This is a genomic window from Candidatus Enterococcus moelleringii (assembly GCF_017377575.1).
GTDB lineage: Bacteria > Bacillota > Bacilli > Lactobacillales > Enterococcaceae > Enterococcus_A > Enterococcus_A moelleringii.
Map to the genome: position 1 here is coordinate 1 of NZ_JAFREM010000038.1, position 19,371 is coordinate 19,371.

Genomic DNA, 19,371 nt, shown 5'->3' on the forward strand with positions numbered 1-19,371 from the left:
ATTGACGGGGTGCGCACCAGAGCTGCTGTTATGGCTTTTTTATTTAAATTGACCACTTACGCCAAAATTTTACCGCTTGTGCCAAAATGCGTTTTTCCCAAGAAAAATTTGCTAAACTATCAATGTGAGGTGAGGGAGATGGAGAAATTCAACGTTCGATTATCAGTATCTGAAAAATATACGGTTTCAGAAGTAGCAGTGAAAACTTGTGATTTTGATTTTGGTACAGATATGGTGGAGCACATCAACGGTTTTGTTTGTACGCCGGATGTGTTGACCTTGAAAACCATGGACGGCTATGAATTAGTACGACAGGAAAACATTGTTTACGTGGAAGTGCTGCAAAAAGAAATCACGATTTATTTGATTGATGGACAGCTGGTTATGCGCCAGTCTTTGGCGAGTTTGGAAGGGTTGCTGGATGCGTCAAAATTTGTTCGGATTTCAAAATCTACTATTATAAATATAGAAAAATTGCAGCGCTTGGAGATCGCCTTTTCCGGCAATTATTATGGCTTTTTGCAAAATGAGTACAAGGTGGTTATTTCCCGCCGCTATTTTCAGACGTTGAAAGAAAAATTGAATTTTTAGGAGGGGTCAATATGAAGATTATAAAAGCAGGTATTGGCGGCATGCTGGTGGGCAGTTTGATTTTCTTGGTTATGGGATTGTTTTTTGTGGATGAGCAGGTGCGGGCTATGATTATTGGTGTTTTGGTAATGTCGCTGTTGATCGGCATGCTGTCGCGGGTTTATGACAGCAATCTGCCGCTTTTGGCCGCTGCGGCGATTCATTTGTTAGGCAGCTATCTTTTGTTTTTTGCCACGGCGTATTTGTTTAAGTGGTTCCCTTTTGCTATCGGACCGGTGGTTGGCGGCAGTCTAATGTTTATCGCTATTTTTCTGGTCATCTGGACCGGCTACTATTTTGCGGAAAAAAAGCAGATTGAAAAAATGAATAAGCACTTGAAATAGGAGTGAGCTCTGGAGGATTAGTTTCTTTCAGAGCTTTTTTGGGTTTTCGATTGCGCTAGCTTCGGTAACTGTCTACTGGTAAAATAAAAGAGAGAAAACGGTTAAAAATGAGGAGGAGCTGTGATGGAAAGTAAACACGGATTTGAATGGAGCCGGCATCTGATGGATTTTCACTTAGCTGGTTTTGCCTTTCATGATGGGATCGAAATAATCGAAGAGTTAAAAATCGGCAAGCCGGTTACTTTAGTATCGGAGCCGGACAATCCCCACGACCCGCAAGCGGTGGCTATTTTTTACGGCCAGCACAAGATTGGCTATGTACCCAGTGCCAAAAATGAGCTGTTAAGCAAGCTGCTTTATTTTGGCTACAGCGATATTTTTGAAGCGAGAATTCAGTACGTAAATATGGAAAATCATCCGGAACGTCAATTTCGGGTAGTGGTGCGGATCAAGGATGGACGCAAGAAAATTTAAGGAGGAAACACTTTGCCAAATTACAAAGTCGCATTTTTTGATATCGACGGCACACTGGCAGATAACGAACTGCCTAGAGAGCTGGGAATTTATGGTCGGATTCCTGAATCAGCCAAAAAAGCACTAAGCAAACTGAAGGAGCAAGGGATAGAACCGGTGATCGCCTCAGGCCGCAATTACGAAATGATTGCCGATTTTGCACAGCTGTTAGAAGTGGACAGTGCGATTGCTTCCAATGGCACCTTTGTGACGTTTCAAGGAGAAGAAATCGCCAGCCATTATTTGGAGACTGAACTGGTAGCGGAAATGATCGCAAGCTTTCAAGCGGCTGAAGTTGAATTTTTGCTGGAAACGGCTACGGAAATTCTAGAGTATCAAGTCGGTGATCCAGTGCCGGAGAATGTCTTGCAATTTTTATGTCATTGTCCTAAAGATGAGCTGCCGGAATTGGATACTACTCAAGTCATTGCTGAAAAGGTCGCACCAACCGCTTTGAATATTCATTATGCCCACATCTCAAAGGCCAGCGGCATTGAAGAGATTTTGCAGCGGATGAATATTACAGCGGAACAGGCCTTGGCTTTTGGGGATGAAGAAAATGATTTTGCTATGTTTGAAAAAGTTGGTTTTCCGATTGCTATGGGTAACGGCAATGAGGAGCTGAAAGCAAAAGCCAGCTATGTAACGGATACAGTAGGCAATGATGGTATCTGGAAAGCGTGTGTTGAATTAGGATTGTTTGATAGTGAATAAAGGAGATAAGGCACTGGACCAAAAATCCAGTGCCTCTTTTCATGTCCGTCTGAAAAAAGATTACTATAAAGGCATTACGCCATCTCGAATTATCGAGGGGGAGAGCGATTGTAATAAGCATTTGGGAAGGGGAATGCATTACTACAAAACATAGTATAACGTATTTTATAACACGGTTCAACCTTATTATTTATCGAAAGATATATAACTATCGTTATTAAAAAGTCGTCAGTTTTCCTGTTTATTCAGGTAGAAATCATATTTGTACAATCAAACACCAAAATAATAGAATATACAAAAAGACTCATTTGCCAAATAAATTGAACAAACGAATCTTTTTTGTGTAAAGTTGATTCACAAATGTGAAAAAGGCAAAAATATCTCTAAGGGTAGTTATTTAATGCCTAGTATTATTATAACGTATATGAACGAATGATACAACAACTTTATTTTAAACTGTAACTGCACTACGCAAAATTCACTTTACGTTAGCGAGGGGTCTGAATGGAAAAAATCTTGAAAAGCTGCGGAAGGAACGCGGGATTACCCAAGAGGATTTGATTGATGCGATGGAAATGTCCCGGCAGACAATTAGTTCGTTGCAAAATGGCCGTTATAAACCATCTATTACTTTGGTGTTTAAAATTGCTCACTATTTTAATCTGGCAATTGTTCTTTCGTTGGGGGCAGTCTATTTGCTTATTCAGTTTTATGCGATTTATTGGCACTTTCGGTTGGAGAAGAAGCTTTGAAAAAGTTTTGGCTTTCAAAATGGCAGGGTTTTTTTCTGGTGAAATATGCTACACTTATTGAAGGAATACGGGTAAAATAGCCGTCATTCTTAGAAATAGATGATCTTAGTGATCAGCATTTTTCTGCAATTACTTAGTTAAAGGAGGGCGCGATGGATTATTTAAGCATTGATGTTGGGGGAACCTTCATCAAATATAGTTTGGTGGACCGATCGGGAAACCTTTTGTCTGTCAATAAGATTCCAGCACCAGCCACCTTGGATGAATTTTTGGCCGAGATATTTCAGTTAATTTGTAATTTTCGGGATGATATTAAAGGTGTTGGCTTTAGTTTGCCAGGAAAAATTGATACTCAAAAAGGGATCATTTATCACGGCGGTTCGTTGGAATACTTGCATGAGCTGCCGTTAAAAGAGCTGGTTGAAAAAGAATTTGGGATTCCATGCGCGCTTTCTAACGACGGCAAAGCGGCGGCTTTAGCGGAGCTGTGGTTAGGTAATTTGAAAGAGGTTGAGAATGGTGCGGCGGTGGTGCTGGGCACTGGTGTTGGCGGCGGATTGATCTTGAACGGTCAGCTGTTTCAAGGCAGTCATTTCCAAGCCGGGGAGTTGAGCTTTTTAATTAATTATGTGGAGGCGAATAAAGATGAACCGCTGATTGGCGAGCACTCATCAGCTGTTGGTTTTGTGATTAAAGGCTCGAAAATCTTAGGGCTGGATGAACCGGACGGCGAGAGGGTCTTTGTGGCTTTAGAGCACGAGGATCAGCCGGAGCTTTTGGCCTTGTTTGAAGGGTATTGTCAGATCATTGCCCGAATGGTGATCAATTTACAGGCGACATTGGATTTGTCGCGGATTGTTATCGGCGGCGGGATCAGCACGCAAAATCGGTTAATTGAAGAAATCAATCGGCAGTATGCAGATTTGCGGAAAAAACATCGCTTGCTAGGTACCACTTTTGAACCGTTAGAAATCATGGCCTGTCATTTTCGCAGCGAGGCCAACTTGTTAGGTGCGATTTACCAGCTGTTTTTGCAGTTGGATAATGAATAATTAGATGAAAGAGGTAAGGTAATGACAAAATTTCCTAAAGGCTTTTTATGGGGCGGCGCTACAGCCGCAAATCAACTAGAAGGCGGCTATGATCGCGACGGCAAAGGAATTTCGGTAGCCGATGTAATGCCCGGCGGCAAAATTCGTTTCCAAGTGTTAGGCAGCGAAGATTTTGACTGGAGTTTGGATCAGGACAAATACATTTATCCTAACCATCGCGGGATTGAGCATTATGATCGCTTTAAGGAAGATATCGCGTTGTTCGCGGAAATGGGCTTTAAATGCTACCGTTTTTCGATTGCTTGGACGCGGATTTTTCCTAAAGGGGACGAAACAACGCCAAATGAAGCAGGCTTAAAATTCTACGATGCGTTAATTGATGAATGTTTGAAGCATGACATCGAACCTGTCGTAACGATTTCCCATTACGAAATGCCTTTGCATTTAGCTAAAGAATACGGCGGCTGGAAAAATCGTCAGCTGATCGAATTTTACGAGCGTTTTGCTAAAGTTGTTTTGGAAAGATATCAGTCGAAAGTAAAATACTGGATGACCTTCAACGAAATTAATTCCGCATTCCATTTCCCAGCGTTAAGTCAAGGGATGGTGAAAAGCACAGGCGGCGGTGATTTCAAAAATATCGTGCAGGCTTGGCATAATCAATTTGTTGCCAGCAGCAAAGCGGTGAAAATTGGTCACGAATTGAATCCTGATCTACAAATCGGCTGCATGATCATTTACGCAACGACTTATAGTATTGATGCGAATCCAGTGAATCAGCTGGCGACTATGAAGCAAAATCAAGAATTCAACTTCTTCTGTACAGACGTTCAGGTGCGGGGTGAGTACCCAGCCTTTACGGATCGTATGTTGGGCGAACGCGGAGTGGCATTTAGCGATTTAGAGATTACCGATGAAGACTTAGCTTTGATTAAGGAGCATACGGTTGATTATATCGGCTTCAGCTACTACATGTCTTCCGCAGTTACTGTGACTGAAGAAGATGCAGATGAAGTTGCCGGCAACTTGCTGGGCGGCGTACGCAATCCATTCTTGGAAGCTAGCGCATGGGGCTGGCAAATTGATCCAGAAGGTCTGCGCTTAGCCTTAAACGAGCTGTACAATCGATACCAAACACCATTATTTATTGTTGAAAATGGGCTAGGGGCGATTGATGAGGTGAAGGAAGACGGCACCATCGAAGACGATTACCGGATTGATTATCTGCGTCGCCACATTGAAGCGATGGCTGATGCAGTTGCTGACGGCGTTGATTTGATGGGTTACACACCATGGGGCTGTATTGATTTAGTCAGTGCCTCCACCGGTGAAATGAGCAAGCGTTACGGCTTCATCTACGTTGATCTCGATGATGAAGGCAACGGCACCTTGGATCGTTCTAAGAAAAAATCCTTTGATTGGTACAAAGAAGTTATTGCTACCAACGGGGAACAACTATAACATTTGCAAGGCCAGCATTTTGCTGGTCTTTTTTCGTGGGGAAAATGACTGCCGCTGGTTCCCTCTCTCCTAGTAAATAGTAAAAAAAGCTTGTATAATTAAAGGAATATAAAAAAAGGAGGTAGAAAAATGAGGAAAATTAATTTGTGTTTATTGTTTGTTGGTTTATTAGTTATCGGCTCAGGGTGTGGCGGTAATCGCGAGGGTACGGATGCTACTAGCTCCGAAGAAACGACAGCTGTTTCCTCCAAAACAGAAAAGTCTAAAGAAACCGCGGAATCGAGTTCTCTTGAAACCATCGCAGTCAAGCAAGATGTCGCTGCCACAGCCAAGTTTGAATCCAAAGCAACTCTTTTCGGCGAGGGTCAAACTGGGATTCATTATGTCGATTTTTCGCTGGGCATCACAAACCCAACCGACAAGGAAATGACAGTGGATTTGTCGCAGCTGCGCTTGAGTTTTTCAGCTATTATTGAGAATACGGGACCTATTGAAGAAATCGTCTGCTCAGATGGCGAAACAATCACAGTGCAGCCGCAGGAGACTAAATGGATCGAACCCGCTTTTGAAAAAATCGGTAATCAAGTTTTAGGAAATTATGAACTAACCTTAGCTTACGAAGGCACTCCGGTAATGGAACAGGCTGCATTTGATGCAGCGGTTAAAACTGCTTTGGCGGCAGGGGAAATGCAGCTGCCAGATTATGCAACCCAGCCGCTAGTTTTAGAGAACACCACTTGGATAAATACTGAGATGGGTGGTCACCGATGGGGAATCAAGTGGGATGACAAAGGTGAGATTCACCTTTTGCCGATTAATGGCGACTGGGAAGCACTGAAAGCAGACCCGGTTTATCAGGATGTTCAGATAGAAAAAGTCAATAATCAGACGGTGGTTGTCAACTATTTCCAAAAAGATACCGTCATCCACAAAGGAATGATGTATCCATTTCTAATGCGACTTCCGGGAGGTCTAGGTGGAGGGGGCATATGCAATAGAGGGGATGTAGAGCACAAAACCACCTTTGTCTTTTCACCAGACCATAGCAGCGTTACTTCCAGCGAACAAAGACGCTATATGGTGAAATCATTTACCGAGGGCGCACCAGAAGAAGGGGACCAGTTGAATGTTTGGAGTGACTGGCAAGAAATTCCTAATGTCATCTTCACATTCCAAAGAGAATAAGTTGATGGAGGAAAAACAATGCAGAATAAAATTTGTTGTTTGTTACTGATTGTTTCTGGTATTTACTTATCCGCCTGCGCGCCAGAAAATTCAACCAATGATTCTCAAGAGACGGTGGTAAGTTCTTCTGTTGCTGAAGAGTCGACTTCATCAACTGCTGCATCTAGTTCAAGTGATGCAGCTGATCCGGTATGGACTGAAAGCAAAGCGTTAGATTTTTTGAAAAACACAATGAGTAATCCCGAGAATGCCGTTTATAAAATTGATGACTGGTCGGTATATGATGGGCGAGGCGAATGGTCCGTTGTTAACAATGAAGAAAGCAGCATCGCTGTTCATTGGCAATATACTAACGGCGGGGGGGTGACGTATCAGCTGAACCAATTGCCGGATACGGTCGAATTAGTGGTTTTCGGCGGAGCTTTTTATCCCGATAGACCGGATGACAAATATGTGGTCACTCAAGAGGACTTCCGCATTGTCCAGTACACAAATCTGCTTTTAGAAACCACAGAATCAACGAGTTCAACTGAATCAGCTTCAGAAGAAGCAATTGTTTCTGCCATGAACAACTATTACCAGCAAATGTATGGAGATAGTAAGGTTTATGTTCGTCAAAATGGCAGCTCCTATGAAAAAGAAGTTGGGGAATATGGCTGGCAGCCGTTAGTGTTTGATTTCGAGAGTCAGTTTGTCAGCTATAAAGAAGCTCCCTGGGGCGGCTCAACAGCAGTAGGCTGGTGGAAAGAAGAAAATGGGGGAATTGAATTTAGTGTGGATCGATTTTAAAGGGATAAAATACTTCAGGAGGAATCATCATGATTAACAAAGAAGTACAGCTGGAAAATGGGGCGATGCATACGGCATTAGAATCAGTCGTGAAGAATTGAGTGAGCTGGGTGTCTCGGATGTAGAGGCAACTTTTGAATTGATGGCAGAAGCAGGGAAAATGACCCTTACTCCCAAAAAGAAAATGCCAACTACCTTAGAGGAATTGTTCGAAAACTATGATGGGCCACCGCTAGAAAAGTACGAGTGGGATGGCCCGCAAGGAAGAGAATTATTATAATAGCAGAAAACCTCAGCCAGCAGAAATTCTACTGACTGAGGTTTTTTAGTTACCAATCTGTAATTCAGCAATCGAGTAAAGAGCAGCCTCGCCGCTAATTCGTGTTCGTTCACCTAAATAATCGCAGTAAAGGACACCACTGCGTTCGGATGCTTGAAAAGCGGTTAGGTGCGTTTTGCTCAATTTTTTGCTCCACAGGGGAACCAAATGGCAATGACCGCTGCCGCAAACCGGATCTTCGAGAATTCCGATTTTTGGTGCGAAGCTGCGAGATATGCAATCATACTCTGTACCTTTGGCGGTAATGTGGACCAGCATGCCGTCTAGTGTCGCCAGTTTTCCGCTGTTTGGCACGTATTCGGTAACGAATTTTTCTTCAGGGAGCACACAAACTAAATCTCTTCCCATATAAGCTTCTAACGGGCGCACACCTAAGACATTGGCCATCTCATCTGTCACCGCAACTTCCTTCAGATCATAAGAAGGCAAATCCAGCTGATAACGATCGCCGCTTTTTGCCACAATCAATTTTCCGCTTAATGTATCAAAGGTGATAGTTTCAGCACCTGCTTGATAATAATTAAAAAGGACAAACGCGGTAGCTAAAGTTGCATGACCACACAAGTCTATTTCATCGGTGGGCGTGAACCAGCGCAGGTGATACTGATTTTCGCCAGTCGATACGGCAAAGGCCGTTTCTGATAAATTATTTTCTTTGGCGATCGCCTGCAAAAGGTCGTCCTCCAGCCAAGCGTCCAAAATACACACGGCTGCTGGATTGCCTTTAAAAATTACATTAGTGAAGGCATCAACTACATATTGTTTCATCATATTCCTCCTTTTTATCCCTGTGCTAGCGTTTCATCAATCGCTTCCCCTAAACGCTTCATGCCCAGATCAATTTGTTCTGGCGACATGCTGGAATAGTTCAAGCGGAAGGTTCCGGGAACAATCTCGTCGCAATAAAAAGGTTCGCCAGGTACAAAAGCGACATCATTTTTGATGCAGCGATCTGACAGCTTTTGAGTATCAGTAATGCCCGGCACTTCGATCCAAATGAACATACCGCCTTCAGGTTGACTGTAGGTTACTGTTTTTGGAAAATATTTTTGAATGGCTTCCATCATTAAATCTTTGCGTTCTTTGTATAAGGCCGTGATATTTGCGATATGGGCTTCAATATCGTTGTTTTCAAAGAATTTCGCCACGATGTATTGCGACAACGCGTCCGTGTGCAAATCTGCCGATTGCTTCATCACCATGTACTTTTCGATTAATTCTACGGGAGCGACTACCCAGCCTAAACGCAGACCCGGTGCCAAAATTTTGGAAAAAGTACTAGTGTAAACCACATGCCCAGTGGTATCAAAGCTTTTAATTGCTGGCAATGGAGTGCCTTCAAAGCGCACGGCGCCGTATGGATTGTCCTCTAAAACGATGAGATCGTGTTCAGCTGCCAATTGAGCTAATTTTTTCCGGCGATCCAAGGACATGGTACGGCCAGTTGGATTTTGGAAATTGGGAATAGTATACAGCAGCTTAGCATCGGGATGTTCCTGCAAAGCTTTTTCCAGCTGATCCATTTTCATGCCGTTTTCGTCCATTTCGACACTGACTAAGTTGGCACCGTAGGATTTGAAAACATCAAGGGCACACAGGTAGGTTGGTTTCTCTACGATCACTGTGTCGCCTTCGTTTAAGAATATTTTGCTAGTTAAATCAATCACCTGCTGCGAACCGGTGGAAATCATTACTTGTTCAAGGTCGGCCTGAATATCGTCAGTGGACAAGCGTTCTAAGACTACTTTTCGCAGTTCGGGTGTACCTTGTGAGCTGCCATATTGCAGCGCGGTCATGCCTTTTTCCTGAAAGACTTGATTAGCAGCTTCTTGTACCTGCGCTACCGGAAATAGTTCCGGGGCTGGCAGCCCGCCGGCAAAAGAAATGATGTCAGGATTGGCAGCGGCTTTTAATAGATCACCGACAGGATCGGCGTCGGACATGGGTACTTTGGTTGAATAGTGGTAATTCATGGTTACAGCTCCTATCTAATTTTAAAAAAGCGATTACAAAATTAAGTATAATCTATAATTCAAATTTAATGAACCGTTTTTTTGAAATTGTTGGGTAAGGGGAAAAGATGGTGGTGGTGGTCAACTAGAAAATTAAGGAAGCAAGTAGTCGATCTGCTTCCTAATATATTGATATTTCTGAAGACAGCTAAAGTCCTTAAACGCTTAATGCCCTTGCAAATTCAACAAGTACATCAATAGCAGATCTCCCACAACAAAGGACATGTAAAATAAACCTGTCCGCATCCCAAATATCCGCCAGATTCCCAAAATTCCAATGCCGTAAACCACCAGTTCCAAGACTAGCTTGCTCATGCCAGTTAAGCTTAACGATGATTTTGGAGCACCATATTTTGCCCAAACGAGGGTAATAGCGAAAGCCAATAAGCCGAAAAGGAATTTTTCGCCCCAGTATTTTTGGATAAAACTTCCGCTGAAAAGTCCCACCACCGTGATTATTTCCAAAATAAAGCGAATCCCTAAAGTAATTGCTGCTAAGAAAGACATGTGTCCACCAAACCTTCACAAAATTTCTATTCTAAATAAAAAATACCATCCCGCACCAAAAGTGTGGTTTCAGGCTGAGGGTCACTTGCCAAAGTAAATTCAACGTTTCTTTTATCACTTTGTTGATAGAAAGACTGTGCTTGCTGGTAAGATAAACCGCCCTGCATTTTTCGTTTGATTAAACGCTCCTCCAAAATAGCTACATCGGAATACAAAAATATCCGATCGTCACAGTATTCTAGAAGCTGATTCCATGGAGCCTCGTCTAATAGTAAATAATTTCCCTCCAGCAAAATGATTTTTTCTTTAAGCTGCACCTGATCGTGAACTACATCATGGAGCTTACGACTATAAACAGGCCATTTATTATCTTGATAGCGAGCTTCTTTTATTTTTTCCAGCAAGAAGGGCACGTTAAAGGTAGCCGGGTGTCCTTTGAAGTCTTTCATTGGAACAGTTTGACCATCTACCTCCATGAAGTGACTATTGAGATAAGTTTGTTCGTGATGAAAACCATCCAATCCAATCGCCTGAAGGGGAGTGTACTCGGGATCGCTTTTTGCTAGCTGCTCCAAAAACAGGGCTAAGGTGGTTTTGCCGCAACCAGGAGGAGCAGCCAGGAAAACGAAAATCCGCCGATCTTTTTGTTTTTGTAATTCTGTCCATTTTTTTAACAGTGGATAAAAAATCATTTCTACATTTTCTTCGTCAAAAGCTGCCTCAATCACTAAATCGTTGACTGTCAGTTGGTAGTTTTTCATGGATTATTCCTTTCTTTTACTCCGGTAATACCAAAAAAATGATGTTTAGTCCGTAAATAAAGCTTTCCTCGATATCTTGGTGTAGTTGGAACGATTTTTTTCCAGTTAATGAAGAGAAGCCGTGAAGATAACTGCGCACCAGCCGGATAAAATGAATTTGTTCACCTTTCGGCAGATCAAAGCTGGCTAAGATTTTTTGCAGCAAGCCAATGACCTGATTAGAGATTTTATCGGCTTCGGTATTTTCCCAGTAAGACTGTTTTTGGATCAACTCATACTGACCGGGATAATCTACCACAAACTGGCGATAGGCACCAGCCATCGCCAAAAGCGCCTCTTTTTTTTCAACGCCCACACTTGCTAGCAGCAATGTTTGGTAAAAATTCTCCAAGCTGACATAAGCGGCCAATGCCAACAAATTTTCGCGATTTTTAATGTGGTTGTATAAAGAAGGCGTCTTAATACTTAGTATTTCTGCCACCTCTTTTAGACTTACGCCATCAACACCTCGCTCATCCAGAATCAGGATCGCTACTTCGATAATTTCTTCTTTAGTGATTTTCTTCAAGCTGCAACTTCCTTTCGGCTGTTCTAATTGCTGTATGCATATCGGCTGTGGGATTTTCCAGCAGATCACCATGACCAACTGCCAAAAGCTTCGGCTCCAGTTTAACTAATTTTCTAGCACTTTCCAAAGCGGTGGTTGCATCCCAAGTTCCAAAAGCTGGAAAAGGAAAGAGAGGTCGAACGATTCCAGCAACTGCGATACCTCCCCACAATTGAAAAGCGTCTCCGGCAATCATCACGCTATCCTCATTTAGAAACGCTACCGAACCAGGGGTATGACCTGGCGCAGCGATGACTTTTAGCCCAGCAATTTCTTCGCCTGGCTCAAAGGTGAAATCAACGGGGACTTCTGCTTTAGGTACGCCGCCTTTGATTTTCCCAGGGGCTTCAGTTTCAAGTAGACTAAAATCACCCGCTAGCAATTTTTTGTCTCTGGCAGAAATCCCGATTTTTACCTTAGGGAAAACTTCTCGAAACTTTGGCACACCGTTTACATGATCGCCATGAGCATGGGTAAGCAGCAGGGTGCTGACTGATTTTCCAGTCTGCTCTTCAAGCTTTTTAATTTCATTTACAAAACCCTTCATTCCCATATCAAAAACCATCAAACAATCTGATTTTTCGTAAACAAAGCAATTAACCGGAAATATAGCCGACATGAAGGTCAGCTGGTAAAGATTTCTTTTCTTAAGTATTTTCATAGGTAAGCTCCTTAACTAATCGAATTTTCTTTTTTAACTAATCTGATTAGTTTCATTCTACACCTTGTAGTTTGTTTGTCAAACGTCTGTAGAGCAAAATATTATAAAACAGGACAATTCAGTAGTGATAGACCTAGATGCTAAACAAAAAACTTTGTATTACACATGCAGCAAGAAATCAACTGTCTATTTTTTTCAAAAACAAAAAAATCTTTTATTGCTTATTGACATATGAATGAACGTTCATATATAATCAGCTTATACAAATGAACAGATAAACATATGTATTCTTGTTCATTGAACGGAGGGGTTAGTATGGAAAAATCAACAATGGATAGTCACAATCACGAAGAGTGTCGCGGTCACAGCCACGATCATGATCACCACGAGCATCATCACGATCACAGTCATGGTGGTAAATTTACCATCCTTATGTTTTTTGTTGGGGTAGCAGCCTTTGTGGCAGGAGTTATTTTAGAGGGAAGCAATGATCTTTTTGCAAGTATTGCTTTCTTAGTGGCAGTTGTCACCGCTGGACATCATGTTATTCTTGAGGGCATTGGCGATACATTCAAAAATTCTATTTCAGCTAAAAAGTTCCAGCCAAACGTACATTTGTTGATGGCCTTGGCAACTGCCGGAGCAATTGTCATTCGGAATTTTGAAGAAGCTGCTATGTTAATCATCATTTTCGCCGGGGCGCATTTCTTAGAAGCGTATGTTGACGGAAAAAGCCGCAGAGAAATTACCAATTTGTTGAATATGAATCCAACCGAGGCACGGGTTTTATACCCCGATGGGACAACCGAGGTGGTTCCTGTCGATCAAGTAAAAGTCGGGGATATCTTACAAGTATTGAATGGGGATCAAGTACCCACCGATGGTATTATCATTAGTGGATCAACTGCAATTGACGAATCTTCGATTAATGGTGAAAGTATTCCGAGAGAGAAAAATGCTGGCGATGAAGTTTACGGCAGCACGATCAACGGCGCCGGGACCTTTACAATGGAAGTGACGAAAGATAGTTCTGAGACCGTTTTTTCAAAAATACTGCAAATGGTTAATCAATCACAAAAGAGTTTGACCAAAACTGCAACCTTAATTCAGCGACTAGAGCCGAAATACGTCACTATTGTTTTAGTGCTTTTTCCTTTTATTTTATTGGCAGGTCCGTATGTTTTCGGCTGGTCATGGGAATTAAGCTTGTATCGAAGCATGGTTTACTTAATCAGTGTTTCTCCTTGCGCCTTAGCAGCCAGTGCTGTACCTACAACTTTGGCCTCCATATCCAATCTCTCGAAAAAAGGGGTTTTGGTGAAGGGCGGTGCTTATCTTTCGAAATTGCAGGATTTAAAGGCAATCTGCTTTGATAAAACTGGCACCTTGACGCTGGGGAAACCAGTAGTAACGGATTTTTTCTTTGAGGGAGGCTTAGACGAGGCCGAGTTGATCAATTTAGTTGTTGCGATGGAAAAACAATCCAACCATCCGTTAGCGACAGCTATTATAACTAAATTTCCAGATCGCGGCGGGATGGAAATTATTGTTGAAAATGAAGTGGGTCGCGGATTATCTGCCAGCTACAAAGATAAAATCTACCGTATTGGCAAGCCGTCTTCCTTTAACAATGTATCCTTTAACTATAAAAATCGTGCCCAGGATCTTTCTGCTGAAGGGAAAACCGTGGTCTTTTTAGGGGAAAATGAACAGGTTATCGGGCTGATTGCTTTGATGGATGTCCCAAATCAGTATACGAAGGATGCGATAACTTACTTCAAAGAAGCCGGGATACACACGACAATGATCACCGGGGATGCTAAATTAACCGGAGAAGCAGTCGGCAGGCAGGTCGGTGTCGATGAAGTTGCAGCGAACGTTATGCCCGAAGACAAAGCCAGCATCCTGCAGCAACAGCAGGAAACGTACGGTTCAACTGGTATGTTAGGTGATGGAATCAACGATGCCCCGGCCTTAGTTACGGCCGATGTCGGCATTGCCATGGGTGAGGGAACCGATGTGGCGATGGATGTTGCGGATCTAGTGTTAATGAAAAATGATTTGTCGAAATTGGTTTATGCTCACAAATTAAGCAAAAAAATGAATAAAGTCACCTGGCAAAATATTTGGTTCTCAATGTTTGTAGTGGTGGTTTTAGTTGTATTAAATTTTCTCGGCAAAATGGATATTACCTTTGGCGTCATCTTGCATGAAGGAAGTACGATTGTAGTTATTCTAAATGCCTTAAGAATGCTGAGAACACCTAAGAAATTTTTGTAGGAAAATTTGCCAAGGCAAACAAAACCTCTCCTGTCTGTTGTGTTAACTAAGCAGACAGGAGAGGCTTTTTGTGATTATTTACGTTACTCCACGGTAAAAATATCTTCAATCGTCACGTTGAAAACTTTTGCGATATTCCAGGCCAAGACAAGTGAAGGATTGTAACGGCCTTTTTCAAGATTGCCGATGGTTTCTCGTCGGACACCTACTAAATTAGCCAACTCGCTTTGTTTCATATCGTGCTTGGCTCGATATTCTTTGATTCTATTCTTTATCATGCCCAAGTATCCAACCTTCCTTGAATGTGTAATAGCCGATCGAAAGACCATGTACGGCTACCGAAACAGCCCAACCAGAAACAATCCCGTATAAAAGCGCAGAATGTCCGTCATAACTGTTCACAAAGAAATAGATTAAGGTGACGACAGCTGTAACGATCATGCCGCAGTAAAAGGCGAGTGAAGCAGACTTGTCCAAATATTCCTCCAGCATTTCATCGGTTTTGATAAAGAAATATTCAAAATCAACGACAAATGCGAAGAAAGCTAAAAAGGCTCGTTCGTCCGTAAAAATTCCGATAAAGCCTAACAACGAGAGCAGACCCATCAGTCCATGCAGGATGCTTCTTGATTTCATGCGAATTCCTCCTTAGGAATGTGGTGTATATCTATCTTTATAATATAAATATACCACGTAAAGTCCAACAGTACAATGTGTTCTCATTTAACGAAAGAAGTCTTCCCAGCTTAAAAGCACAAAAATAGCGCAATTTGGTTATCCGTGATTTACTAAAAATAAAGCGTTTTTAGGAGGGAATCGGATGAAATGGATGGAGAAGATTCGCAAGCATTGGCTGTTGTTTATGCTGGGGGCATTTTTTATTCCACTGATTGTGGTGCAGCTGGTGTTCAGCGATACGCTGATTGATGTGTTTGATTTTGGCATTACCTGGGATGCCTCGGATATGGTGAGCTATTGTATTTCCTTTATGTCCATGATCGGCACCCTGTTTTTAGGGTTTGCTACTCACCGGCAAGGAGATTTGCTGAACGAGACGGAAAAAAATATGGAGCGCCACACCCACATGCGGGCTTTGAGTGAGCGACAACCTTCGATTTTATTGTTGAACGGGAAAACAGCGGACCATACGGAGGATGTATTGGAGCATAAGGTACAGATGGCCAAGGCGGAATATGATGAGGACCTGTTAGAACTGGAAGATTTTTTGGAGGATGAACCAGACGATGGCTTTTTGGTTCATTTGACGATTGTGAATTCTTCTAAAACTTTTTTGGAAATGCGTTATCTGGTGCTTTCCACTTTTGAAGATTCTCATTACGAAGAGTCCATCAATCATTTTGGCAATGAGGATTTCTATGTGTCGTTGGCGCCGGGGGAGAAGCGAGGATTAGCGCTGGTGATTGATAAAAAGTACAAAGAGCAGCTGCTGGAAAATTATTATCAGTTGTCTTTCGAGATGTACAACAGTATTGGCGAGCGTTATGTAGAGCGGGTGAAGTTTGTCGATACCAATGCCGTATCCAAGCGCAACCAGGAAAGAAATCAGGATGAGTCAATTGATACGGTGGCCTTCAGCTATGAATATTTTATTTATGACTATGACAAAAAAGAATATGAGGAACTATAAGCAAAAGAGAAGGCTGATTTCCAGCACTTCTCTTTTTTCCTACAAGCTGTTTTTCAAAAAGTATTCCTTCGTTAAATAGAATACTCGTCGTCAATAAATTCTACTTTTTTCGCTTCCATCGTTCCCTTCAACCAAGAATGATCAATCGAACCGGAGGCGGCTTCTTTCACTTTGATAGGATCATTGGCAGTGACCGCTTCGGCTTTGTCGATGATGGCAGCAGCATCTTTTCTTGGAATGATCACCACGCCATCAAGATCGCCTAAAACAATATCGCCTGGCATAACGGCCACTCCACCAATGGAGATGGGAACATTTACTTCGCCAGGTCCTTCTTTGTAAGAAGCGACAGGAGTTGATCCGGTGGCATATAGCGGGCATTTTTCGTTGGCTAAGACATTTAAGTCACGAATCGGACCGTCAATGACGATGCCGGCGATTTTTTTGAAGTCGGCCAAATACTTGTACATCATTTCCCCCATCAGCGCCCGGGAACGATCCCCTTCATTGGACATAATGATTACATCGCCTTCTTGAGCCATGCTCATGGCCTGATGGAGCATCAAATTATCTCCCGCCCGAGCCTTTACTGTTAAAGCCACGCCGCACATGTAGCTATCCGGGGAAGATTGCAGTTTGATTTCCGGTGACAAGCCGGAGGTGCGGGACATGCAGTCAGCGACGTCAGCAGTGGGCAGCTTGCTGAAGCGTTGAATTAATTCAGGATCTGGCAGGCTTCGTTTTAAATAAACACGGTTTCCAATGGTCATAATGGTTCCTCCTAGTCAAATCTAGTGATATAGATGATGTCAGCTTGCCATTAGGTAATGGTTAAAGCGTTCATTTTTGTATAGTAATAGTCTACACCAGCCCAATCCATATTAAAACGTTTTCTTTGCTGGATGAAGAGAAAATGCAATCGAAAAACAGAAATCTAAGCTGGGAATCAAAAGTTAAATCGGGAAGTCGACTGAAATAAGTAGTATATTTACAGCGAGAAAAACTGTTTGCTGATTGTTGATCTCCATTGTATTCACTGTCGAAAACCCCTACAATAAAAGAAAAGGGGGATCCTAATGGAGAAAATTCGCTCGATAGACATTATGAATGACAAGAAACTAACTATACGGATCAATATTGTTGCAGTGATACTAATGATCTTCTTTTACATTTTCTTCACAGGCGTAACGGTTTTCTGGCCAACGGGTAATTTTGGACAGTCTTATCAACTGGGAAATATTATCTTCGGTTTACTGCTTTTATTTGCCCTAATTGTAATCCACGAATTGATTCACGGGTTGTTTTTTAAACTTTTTTCACCAACAGGTAAGGTAAAATTCGGTTTTAAAAACGGTATGGCTTATGCCGCTTCACCGGGATCAAAATATACTAAAGGGAAATTTGCTTGGATTTCTGCTGCACCTTTTGTGTTAATTACTTCCTGCTTAACCGCAGCTTATCTGTTAGGGATCATGCCAGCTGGAGCTTACATTCTTTTTGCGGCAACTCATGCTGGCGCCTGTGTTGGGGACTTTTACTGGTGCTTGCTGTTGGTGAAGGCACCACCGAAAACATTGGTGGAGGATACCGAAGTGGGGATCGATCTTTATTTGTAATCAATCAGACTAGAAATACCGCAGACGAAAATCGTTTGCGGTATTTTAGCGTTGAGCTTAATCGTGGATTTTTAAGCCGTTTAACATTTTCACTGTTTCTACTTGGTGATGATCAATAATCGTGCTTTTGCCCGTATCCAAAGCAGCGATTTTTGCCATATCCTCTTGATCCAAGCTGAAATCGTAAAGATCTAAATTTTCTTCCATACGTTCTTTGCGCACAGATTTAGGAATGATGATGACATCACGTTCGATATGCCATCTCAAAACCACTTGGGCTACGGATTTGTTGTGTTTAGCGGCGATTTCTTTCAACACCGCGTGGTTGAAGATGTCATTTTGCGCTTCCGCCAAAGGGCCCCAGGCTTCCATGCGGACACCGTATTCGTCCATTACGGCTTTGGCTGCTTGCTGCTGGTGGAAAGGATGGACTTCGATTTGGTTGACTGCTGGCGTGATTTCGTTGTTTAAAATCAGGTCAACTAAACGATCCGCTTCAAAGTTGGAGACACCGATGGCTCTTAGCTTTCCTTCTTTATACAACTCTTCCATTGCCCGCCATGAACCGTAGTAATCACCAAATGGCTGATGAATCAAATACAGATCAAGATAATCCAACCCTAATTTTTCCAAAGAAGACTCTACGGCTTGTTTGGCAGAGTCGTAGCCTTGATCCTGAACCCATAATTTAGTCGTGATAAACAATTCTTCCCGGGGAATCCCGCATTTTTTGATGGCTGCTCCGACAGCTTCTTCGTTCATGTAGGCTGCAGCGGTATCAATACTGCGATAACCGACAGCTAAAGCATCCAGCACACAGCGTTCGGTCTCCTCAGGTGTTACTTGGAATACCCCGTAGCCTTCTACGGGCATTTCTAGGTCATTATTCAATTTGATCATTTGCATGGGAAAATCCTCCTATTGATTGTCGTATTTTTTGTTGCTACAATGACTTTACCACCTTAGAGCGACTCTAAGTCAACAAGAAAAAGGAGAAAAATTATGTATACAGTCAAGCAAGTGTCTGAACTGCTGGAAATGAATCCTCATACCGTTCGCTTTTACACCGATAACGACTTAATTCCCAATTTAAAACGGGGAAAAAACAATGTTCGGCTATTTGACGAAGAAGCAGTCAACTGGTTAACTGGGGTTAAAGTGCTGCGAGAATGCGGCATGACTTTGGATGCGATTAAGCGTTATGTGGATTTGTGTCTGATTGGAGAAGCGGCCTTGCCAGAGCGGATCGAAATCGTGCGGGAGCAGCAGGCTAGAGTGAATGAAGAAATTGAAAAGCTGCAAAAGTGTTCGGCTTATTTAAGCGACAAACTGGATTTTTACCAACGTTTGCAAACAGGCGAAGAAGAGGTGGATCGGACAGATCCCGGTCAGTGGAGTAAAGAACCTGCCAAAATTGCCAATATATAATAGAAGTATTTTGACAGCTGTCTTACGGGACGGCTGTTTTTTTATAGGATGAAGCAACCGTTACCATATCT

24 protein-coding genes are annotated in these 19,371 nt (G+C 42.4%); 14 read left to right on the top strand and 10 right to left on the bottom strand.

Annotation, left to right across the window (positions count from 1 at the left end; all coding sequences use genetic code 11):
• The 10 genes from JZO70_RS20580 to JZO70_RS20625 form a co-directional block, all read left to right on the top strand.
• On the top strand, window positions 1–591 hold a 591-nt coding region (locus tag JZO70_RS20580), incomplete at its 5' end, for a LytTR family DNA-binding domain-containing protein (protein WP_207675575.1).
• Between the two features lie 11 nt (window positions 592–602).
• Window positions 603–974 carry a DUF3021 domain-containing protein gene (locus JZO70_RS20585; RefSeq protein WP_207675576.1) on the top strand — a complete coding sequence of 124 codons (372 nt, stop codon included), beginning with the start codon at window positions 603–605 and terminating at the stop codon, window positions 972–974.
• Between the two features lie 123 nt (window positions 975–1,097).
• Window positions 1,098–1,448, top strand: a complete 351-nt coding sequence (locus JZO70_RS20590) for an HIRAN domain-containing protein (protein WP_207675577.1) — start codon at window positions 1,098–1,100, stop codon at window positions 1,446–1,448.
• A gap of 12 nt (window positions 1,449–1,460) precedes the next feature.
• Window positions 1,461–2,201, top strand: a complete 741-nt coding sequence (locus JZO70_RS20595; RefSeq protein ID WP_207675578.1) for an HAD family hydrolase — start codon at window positions 1,461–1,463, stop codon at window positions 2,199–2,201.
• 500 nt (window positions 2,202–2,701) lie between these two features.
• A complete protein-coding gene (locus JZO70_RS20600; RefSeq protein WP_207675623.1) occupies window positions 2,702–2,953 on the top strand; it encodes a helix-turn-helix transcriptional regulator in 252 nt (83 codons plus the stop codon).
• 152 nt (window positions 2,954–3,105) lie between these two features.
• Window positions 3,106–4,005 carry an ROK family protein gene (locus JZO70_RS20605; RefSeq protein ID WP_207675579.1) on the top strand — a complete coding sequence of 300 codons (900 nt, stop codon included), beginning with the start codon at window positions 3,106–3,108 and terminating at the stop codon, window positions 4,003–4,005.
• A gap of 21 nt (window positions 4,006–4,026) precedes the next feature.
• Entirely contained in the window at window positions 4,027–5,466 is a 1,440-nt protein-coding gene (locus JZO70_RS20610; RefSeq protein WP_207675580.1) for a glycoside hydrolase family 1 protein, read from the top strand.
• Between the two features lie 129 nt (window positions 5,467–5,595).
• Window positions 5,596–6,651 (top strand): hypothetical protein, encoded by a 1,056-nt coding sequence (locus tag JZO70_RS20615; protein ID WP_207675581.1) that lies wholly within the window; start codon window positions 5,596–5,598, stop codon window positions 6,649–6,651.
• Between the two features lie 18 nt (window positions 6,652–6,669).
• Window positions 6,670–7,440, top strand: coding sequence for a hypothetical protein (locus JZO70_RS20620; RefSeq protein WP_207675582.1), 771 nt, complete (start codon window positions 6,670–6,672; stop codon window positions 7,438–7,440).
• A 97-nt stretch (window positions 7,441–7,537) separates the two neighbouring features.
• Window positions 7,538–7,720, top strand: coding sequence for an AbrB/MazE/SpoVT family DNA-binding domain-containing protein (locus JZO70_RS20625; protein ID WP_242704057.1), 183 nt, complete (start codon window positions 7,538–7,540; stop codon window positions 7,718–7,720).
• A gap of 45 nt (window positions 7,721–7,765) precedes the next feature.
• Here JZO70_RS20625 and JZO70_RS20630 read toward each other — a convergent pair whose 3' ends face one another.
• From JZO70_RS20630 to JZO70_RS20655, 6 genes are all read right to left on the bottom strand, one after another.
• Window positions 7,766–8,551, bottom strand: a complete 786-nt coding sequence (locus JZO70_RS20630) for a PhzF family phenazine biosynthesis protein (protein ID WP_207675583.1) — start codon at window positions 8,549–8,551, stop codon at window positions 7,766–7,768.
• Window positions 8,552–8,562: 11 nt separating this feature from the next.
• Window positions 8,563–9,753: an aminotransferase-like domain-containing protein gene (locus tag JZO70_RS20635; RefSeq protein ID WP_207675584.1), complete on the bottom strand. Its 1,191-nt coding sequence runs from the start codon at window positions 9,751–9,753 to the stop codon at window positions 8,563–8,565.
• 204 nt (window positions 9,754–9,957) lie between these two features.
• On the bottom strand, window positions 9,958–10,299 hold the full coding sequence (locus tag JZO70_RS20640) for a DUF2568 domain-containing protein (protein WP_207675585.1): 342 nt from the start codon (window positions 10,297–10,299) through the stop codon (window positions 9,958–9,960).
• Window positions 10,300–10,325: 26 nt separating this feature from the next.
• Window positions 10,326–11,060: a nucleoside/nucleotide kinase family protein gene (locus JZO70_RS20645; protein WP_207675586.1), complete on the bottom strand. Its 735-nt coding sequence runs from the start codon at window positions 11,058–11,060 to the stop codon at window positions 10,326–10,328.
• Between the two features lie 16 nt (window positions 11,061–11,076).
• Window positions 11,077–11,628: a TetR/AcrR family transcriptional regulator gene (locus tag JZO70_RS20650; protein ID WP_207675587.1), complete on the bottom strand. Its 552-nt coding sequence runs from the start codon at window positions 11,626–11,628 to the stop codon at window positions 11,077–11,079.
• The gene (locus JZO70_RS20655) at window positions 11,612–12,328 is read right to left on the bottom strand and encodes an MBL fold metallo-hydrolase (protein ID WP_207675588.1); all 717 of its coding nucleotides are present in this window, start codon (window positions 12,326–12,328) and stop codon (window positions 11,612–11,614) included. The genes JZO70_RS20650 and JZO70_RS20655 overlap by 17 nt, the downstream gene beginning before the upstream one ends.
• A gap of 315 nt (window positions 12,329–12,643) precedes the next feature.
• Here JZO70_RS20655 and JZO70_RS20660 point away from each other — a divergent pair, with 315 nt between their 5' ends.
• Window positions 12,644–14,608, top strand: coding sequence for a heavy metal translocating P-type ATPase (locus JZO70_RS20660; protein WP_242704058.1), 1,965 nt, complete (start codon window positions 12,644–12,646; stop codon window positions 14,606–14,608).
• 83 nt (window positions 14,609–14,691) lie between these two features.
• Here JZO70_RS20660 and JZO70_RS20665 read toward each other — a convergent pair whose 3' ends face one another.
• Together JZO70_RS20665 and JZO70_RS20670 are read right to left on the bottom strand one after the other, a co-directional pair.
• On the bottom strand, window positions 14,692–14,886 hold the full coding sequence (locus tag JZO70_RS20665) for a helix-turn-helix transcriptional regulator (protein ID WP_207675589.1): 195 nt from the start codon (window positions 14,884–14,886) through the stop codon (window positions 14,692–14,694).
• On the bottom strand, window positions 14,873–15,244 hold the full coding sequence (locus JZO70_RS20670; protein ID WP_207675590.1) for a DUF3796 domain-containing protein: 372 nt from the start codon (window positions 15,242–15,244) through the stop codon (window positions 14,873–14,875). Before JZO70_RS20670 ends, JZO70_RS20665 begins: the two co-directional genes overlap by 14 nt.
• A gap of 184 nt (window positions 15,245–15,428) precedes the next feature.
• Here JZO70_RS20670 and JZO70_RS20675 point away from each other — a divergent pair, with 184 nt between their 5' ends.
• Entirely contained in the window at window positions 15,429–16,256 is an 828-nt protein-coding gene (locus tag JZO70_RS20675; protein WP_207675591.1) for a hypothetical protein, read from the top strand.
• A 71-nt stretch (window positions 16,257–16,327) separates the two neighbouring features.
• Here the strand turns inward: JZO70_RS20675 and JZO70_RS20680 are convergent, their stop codons facing one another.
• Complete coding sequence (locus JZO70_RS20680; RefSeq protein WP_207675592.1) at window positions 16,328–17,026, bottom strand: RraA family protein; 699 nt, start codon at window positions 17,024–17,026, stop codon at window positions 16,328–16,330.
• Window positions 17,027–17,332: 306 nt separating this feature from the next.
• Between JZO70_RS20680 and JZO70_RS20685 the strand changes: the two genes are divergently transcribed.
• Complete coding sequence (locus JZO70_RS20685; RefSeq protein ID WP_207675593.1) at window positions 17,333–17,872, top strand: DUF3267 domain-containing protein; 540 nt, start codon at window positions 17,333–17,335, stop codon at window positions 17,870–17,872.
• A 57-nt stretch (window positions 17,873–17,929) separates the two neighbouring features.
• Here the strand turns inward: JZO70_RS20685 and JZO70_RS20690 are convergent, their stop codons facing one another.
• Window positions 17,930–18,778 (bottom strand): aldo/keto reductase, encoded by an 849-nt coding sequence (locus JZO70_RS20690; RefSeq protein ID WP_207675594.1) that lies wholly within the window; start codon window positions 18,776–18,778, stop codon window positions 17,930–17,932.
• A gap of 96 nt (window positions 18,779–18,874) precedes the next feature.
• Between JZO70_RS20690 and JZO70_RS20695 the strand changes: the two genes are divergently transcribed.
• Window positions 18,875–19,300 (top strand): MerR family transcriptional regulator, encoded by a 426-nt coding sequence (locus tag JZO70_RS20695; protein ID WP_207675595.1) that lies wholly within the window; start codon window positions 18,875–18,877, stop codon window positions 19,298–19,300.
• Window positions 19,301–19,371: the final 71 nt, after the last annotated feature.